The 6,000-nt window shown below is 39.2% G+C and carries 5 protein-coding genes and 1 tRNA gene; 5 read left to right on the top strand and 1 reads right to left on the bottom strand.

Annotated features, from left to right (window positions below; translation table 11 throughout):
• Positions 1 to 116 precede the first annotated feature (116 nt).
• A complete protein-coding gene (locus RMX98_RS14355; RefSeq protein WP_322680442.1) occupies positions 117 to 239 on the top strand; it encodes a hypothetical protein in 123 nt (40 codons plus the stop codon).
• 110 nt (positions 240 to 349) lie between these two features.
• Positions 350 to 1,252, top strand: a complete 903-nt coding sequence (locus RMX98_RS14350; protein ID WP_322680441.1) for a DUF4351 domain-containing protein — start codon at positions 350 to 352, stop codon at positions 1,250 to 1,252.
• Positions 1,253 to 2,200: 948 nt separating this feature from the next.
• On the opposite strand, the gene RMX98_RS14345 is transcribed toward RMX98_RS14350, so the two are convergent.
• Positions 2,201 to 2,272: transfer RNA gene (locus RMX98_RS14345), tRNA-Thr, on the bottom strand.
• A 251-nt stretch (positions 2,273 to 2,523) separates the two neighbouring features.
• Between RMX98_RS14345 and argF the strand changes: the two genes are divergently transcribed.
• The 3 genes from argF (at position 2,524) to RMX98_RS14330 (ending at position 5,837) form a co-directional block, all read left to right on the top strand.
• On the top strand, positions 2,524 to 3,444 hold the full coding sequence (argF, locus tag RMX98_RS14340; protein WP_322680440.1) for an ornithine carbamoyltransferase: 921 nt from the start codon (positions 2,524 to 2,526) through the stop codon (positions 3,442 to 3,444).
• Positions 3,445 to 3,656: 212 nt separating this feature from the next.
• Complete coding sequence (gene lexA, locus RMX98_RS14335; RefSeq protein ID WP_163929533.1) at positions 3,657 to 4,262, top strand: transcriptional repressor LexA; 606 nt, start codon at positions 3,657 to 3,659, stop codon at positions 4,260 to 4,262.
• 96 nt (positions 4,263 to 4,358) lie between these two features.
• Positions 4,359 to 5,837 carry a DNA phosphorothioation system restriction enzyme gene (locus RMX98_RS14330; protein WP_322680439.1) on the top strand — a complete coding sequence of 493 codons (1,479 nt, stop codon included), beginning with the start codon at positions 4,359 to 4,361 and terminating at the stop codon, positions 5,835 to 5,837.
• Positions 5,838 to 6,000: the final 163 nt, after the last annotated feature.

The following is a 6,000-nucleotide window of genomic DNA, read 5'->3' as shown; positions in this document are numbered from 1 at the left end:
CCATGTTTATCGTGTAGTTGCTTGGCGCGCGGCGCGGCTACACCGCGCCATTGCTTGTGACAGTTGCGTAAGTCCTGGAAAAGATAAAACATTTGCTAATCGGTAGTCCTAATGTAGTGAAGACGACTATCCATCGGTTGCATACTATAGGTTATGCAGAAGTAGGTTCTTGGTCTAAACCTGTAATAGCAGGTAGTTTAGGTGAATCAGGCGATGTAGTAAGTCTATTAATTAGATAGCAATTCTAGGAAATAAAAGGTGTAGGGAGTTGGTGCGATGGCTACGCCCGCTAAAGGCATCGCACATTGCACCAACTCTTGAGAATTTAAATAACTAGAGAACTAATTGAATGACACGTTTCATACATGACAAATTTGCCAAAGACTATCTTGAGGAATTGCTAAAAGATTACGGAGAAGTCAAGTCATCAGAAAAAGTATCAGGAGAGATTAAAGAAATAGATGTTTTCTTCACTCCTGACAAACAGCAAAGTTCTAATTTACAAATACTGGGTTTACTAGGAAGATTTGCTGAAAATCCTGCACTTATAGAACCATTCCGCAATCCAGCTTCTACTGATGAAATATGCGACTGTATTCTAAAATTATTAGAAGTTAAAGCTCTTTTACGCCGAGAAGCTAAAGCCAACAAAATCAAACTTCAGGACTCAGAAATTCCCAAATTGTGGGTTCTTACTCCAACGGTATCTGAAACTAGATTGTCTAGCTTTGGAACTCTTGAAAAAGACAGTTGGTTATCAGGAGTACATTTTCTCGCAGATGCCTTGCGGACAGCAATTGTAGCGATACATCAATTACCACAGATACCGGAAACATTATGGTTGAGGCTTTTGGGTAGGGGAAGTGTGCAGTCGCAAGCGATTATCGAGTTGCAAGCGTTACCATTAAATCATCCATACCAAAAAGCAACCCTGGAATTAGTTTACAACTTGCGCGAAAACTTGAGAGTAAATCAAGAATTAGAAGCAGATGATAGGGAGTTAGTTATGCGATTAGAACCACTTTATCAAAGAGATAGGGAACAAGCCAAACAAGAGGGAAGACAGGAAGGAAGACAAGAAGGAGAACAACATTTAATTATACGTCTGCTCAATCGCCGTGTTGGGGAAATTAATGAATCATTAATCGAGCGAATTAAAGGATTATCGATTGAACAATTAGAAAATCTAGGAGAAGCATTACTAGACTTTTCTAATGTTGCTGATTTAGAAGCTTGGTTTAACCAACAATAAGGATAAAAATTCTGAGGAGTTGGTGCGATCGCGCCAATTCTTTATCATTTAAATAGCACGCACAGAGACTTCATTGATACACAAGCTGTATCTAACAGCCAAAAGATCATAAAGTGCTATTTATACTAACTCACGCTCAGTACGCAGTTCCTGAGCCAAATCCGCAAACTCTTCATCTCCCTCAAACATGCCAATAAAATCTGTCCAGGGATTATTTGTCACTTCTAGGGTCAGCACCTCAATATTTGCTAGTCTAGCTTTAATTTGCTCCTGTACAGCTGCGATCGCTGTGTCACGGGTTTCAGCTTCAACTGTCCAAAACGAGGGTGAAAAGTTTCATGGTTGGCAAATACAGGATTTACTGTATTTTCAAAATGTTTCAAGTTCAGGCTAGTTTGAATCATGGAGAAATTAAGATAAATAAACAATAATTTTGTTTGCTATGGTTTAAATTAGACAAAGTTTAGAAAATTGTAAGCATTTAAAACTCGACATTGATTTTACCTTGTCTCATACATTTATGATCGTAAACCTAATATTTTCAAATGTTTAGATTTGGCTGATTCTATATTGATACAGAAAGCTATGTTTTCATCAACTTTACTAATTAAATGTAACTTTCGTGTTAGCACAAGTCTTTATATCACAAAAGAAGCTCACAATACTTAATGATATCAAAGGGCAAAAAATGCAGTGATGTTAGTATATGCTTCATCTACACAAAAGATTCACTATTTTAATCTGTTTCAATGTATGCGTATAAAAATTAGATTAATCTTACATAAGAGCTTTAAGTTGTGTCATCTGAACTTGAAGATATTCTGGAGGATAGCCGTTTCATTTGTCCTTTCATTCCAAAAGTTTTAGGACATGATGCACTTGCAGTAGATCGCCAATTGGCTAAATTAGTCTACCTAATAGATAACTTAAATTCTTATATATACCTAAAGCCAGCAGCGGGATTTGAACTCGCGACCTTCCGATTACAAGTCGGATGCACTACCACTGTGCTATGCTGGCAGGTTCGGCAATCGCTTTTGAATAGCAACCACAATTTATTATTGTACCATAATCAATTTATTTGTCTAGGTGCGATCGCTAAAATTATTTCTCTCTGATTACATTGGGCTAGGAAATCCGAAAGTTTGGCAAAAGCCAACTCAAATCCTGGGTTGGACGCAAAAATATTTGTACGGTTCTAAAACTGTATTTTCTTGCCACAGCTAAATAAAGGAACAGAAATATATAATTATTTTTTACAGATTACAAGCATGGCAGCATTGCTCGGACGAGATTTATTAAGTCTGGCGGACATCAGTCCAACGGAAATTCAAGAACTCCTGCAATTGGCAACTCAACTTAAATCACAACAGTTGAAGTTGCAGTGTAATAAAGTTTTGGGGTTGTTGTTCTCCAAAGCTTCAACTCGCACGCGGGTAAGTTTTACTGTGGCGATGTACCAATTGGGTGGACAGGTAATCGATCTCAACCCTAATGTCACTCAAGTTAGTCGCGGGGAACCTTTGCAGGATACGGCGCGGGTGCTGGATAGATATCTGGATATTTTGGCAATTCGGACTTTTGCCCAGCAGGATTTAGAAAGTTTTGCTCATTATGCTAAGATTCCGGTGATTAATGCGCTTACAGATGCAGAACATCCTTGTCAGGTATTAGCGGATTTATTGACGGTTCAAGAAACCTTTAATACCTTTGCTGGGTTAACTTTAACCTACGTGGGTGATGGGAATAATATGGCTAATTCTCTGATGTTGGGCTGTGCTTTGGTGGGAATGAATGTCAGAATTGCTACCCCTAGCGGATATGAGCCAGATTCTCAGATTGTAGAACAAGCAAGAGCGATCGCTAATAACAAAACGGAAGTTCTTGTCACTCACGATCCAGAGTTAGCAGCTAAGGATTCTAATGTACTTTATACTGATGTTTGGGCGAGTATGGGACAAGAGGCAGAAGCCGATAATCGGATGCCAATTTTCCAGCCTTACCAAATTTCGGAGCAGCTTTTGAGCCTTGCTGATCCAGAGGCAATTGTTTTACACTGCTTACCAGCCCATCGTGGTGAAGAAATTACTGAGGCAGTTATTGAAGGTTCTCAATCAAAAGTTTGGGAACAGGCAGAAAATCGCCTCCACGCGCAAAAAGCCTTGCTTGCCAGTATTTTAGGAGCAAAGTAAGCGAATAGGGCACAGGGGACAGAGTATAGTTTTCTTCCTTATAACCTGTAAGCTCTAACCTGTAACCTGTAATATTCTTATTTGTCAAAAGGCAAAAGAGAAGAAAATAATTTTACTTTTGCCTTTCATAATTTTTACTTTTCTCTTGCTTATAGGGAGTTTTTTGTAGTACTAATGTTCTAGAGACATTAATAATTACTTCCCACAAATTTATGGAACGTCTAACGGAAGCTCAACAAGAACTTTACGAATGGTTGGCAGAATACATCCGATCGCACCAGCATTCGCCTTCAATTAGGCAAATGATGCAAGCGATGAACTTGAAGTCACCAGCGCCAATTCAAAGCCGCTTAGAGCATTTACGCACCAAAGGATATATAGAATGGACTGAAGGCCAAGCGCGAACGATTCGGATTTTGCGTCCTGTTAAGCAAGGTGTACCAATTTTAGGGACAATCGCTGCTGGTGGTTTAATAGAACCGTTTACTGATGCTGTAGATCATTTAGACTTTTCTAATTTCGATTTACCTCCCCAAACCTACGCTTTGCGGGTAGCTGGCGATAGCATGATTGAAGATTTAATTACTGATGGCGATGTGGTATTTCTGCGTCCAGTAGCAGAACCAAATCATTTAAAAAATGGCACTATCGTCGCCGCTAGAGTTGATGGATTTGGTACAACATTAAAACGTTTTTATCGCCAAGGCGATCGCGTTACCCTCAAACCAGCAAATCCTAAGTACAATCCCATTGAAGTCAGTGCGATGCAAGTACAGGTGCAAGGTTCTCTCATTGGTGTTTGGCGCGGTTACAACTGAGTAATGGGGACTGGGGACTGGGAAAGATAAATACTAATGTCCAATGTCCAATGCCCATTAATTAGGGTTCGTTACCATCTTTGTGCTTAACATTTTATGTACCTGACGAAAAATTCAGTGCAGCAACTGCCCACTTTCCGATTGAAATTACCAATTGCAAGGGAAATTTTGGGCAGTTATTACACGCAACCATTACCAGGATGCCCAAGAATGCCTGTGTCTCTGCAATTGCGGCAATATCAGCGTCAAGCGATCGCTAGCTGGTTTACCAACAATGGCAGAGGGACGCTGAAAATGGCTACTGGTAGTGGTAAAACAATTACTGCATTAGCGATCGCTTGTGAATTATATCAGCAGATTAATTTACAAGTCCTAGTGGTGGTGTGTCCATACCGCCATCTCGTCACCCAATGGGCGCGAGAATGTGAAAAATTTAATTTGCAACCCATTTTAGCTTTTGAGAATTTACGCACTTGGCAAAGTCAACTTTCTACCCAAATTTATAATCTGCGTTCTGGTTCTCAACGGTTTGTCACAGTGATTACTACGAACTCTACTTTAATTGGAGATGGGTTTCAGTCTCAACTCAAATATTTTCCCGCCAAAACTTTAATTATTGGTGATGAGGCGCATAATTTAGGCGCACCTAAGTTGGAAGAAAGTTTACCGCGTAGTGTTGGGTTGAGGCTAGCTTTATCTGCGACACCAGAGAGATATTTTGATGATTTTGGCACGCAATCTTTATTTGATTATTTTGGCCCGGTTCTGCAACCAGAGTTTACTTTGAGAGATGCGATCGCTCAAGGTGCTTTGGTACATTATCTGTATTATCCGGTGCTGGTGGAGTTAACTGAAACCGAAAGTATTGCCTATTTAAAGTTAACTAAAAGAATTGGGCGATCGCTACTTTATCGAGATAAAGAAAATGGACAAACAGGAAGCTTTGAAGATAATGAAGATTTAAAGCCGTTGTTGATGCAAAGGGCAAGATTAATTGGTGCGGCGGAAAATAAATTAAATGCTTTACGCGATTTAATGATTACTCGCCGCGAAACTACTCACACTCTTTTTTATTGTAGTGATGGTTCCCAAGATTCAGGACAACGTTCATCGCTACGCCAACTTAAAGCTGTTGCTAAAATTCTGGGGGTGGATTTAGGTTACAAGGTAAGCACCTATACAGCCCAAACAACTTTACAAGAACGCGAAATTTTGCGCCATCAATTTGAAAGTGGAGAGTTGCAAGGTTTAGTCGCAATTCGTTGTTTAGATGAAGGTGTCGATATTCCCGCAATTCAAACTGCGGTGATTTTATCAAGTTCTGGTAATCCTCGCCAATTCATTCAACGACGGGGGCGAGTTTTACGTCCTCATCCTGCTAAAGAACGCGCCACTATATTTGACATGATTGTTTTGCCACCAGATTTAGATAGAGAAACTATCGAAGTTGAGCGCAATTTGTTGAAAAAGGAATTACGGCGTTTTGTAGAATTTGCTGATTTGGCTGATAACGCTGGTGAAGCAAGAATGAAGTTACTTGATTTACAAAAGCGATATGGTTTATTAGATATTTGATAATGAACCAGAAGATAGTTGTATTTTTTTATAAAATTTTTCGAGTTTTGAAAAAAGAAGCATTAAATATGAAATAATAAAATTATGGATTTGATCATAATGGGATGTAAGTCGCTTTAAAATTTTGACTTACATCCCATTATGATCTAGATTACTTAATATA

The organism is Nostoc sp. DedQUE02 (genome assembly GCF_034531035.1).
Classification (GTDB): domain Bacteria; phylum Cyanobacteriota; class Cyanobacteriia; order Cyanobacteriales; family Nostocaceae; genus Nostoc.
This window is presented reverse-complemented; position numbering and strand designations above follow the sequence as displayed.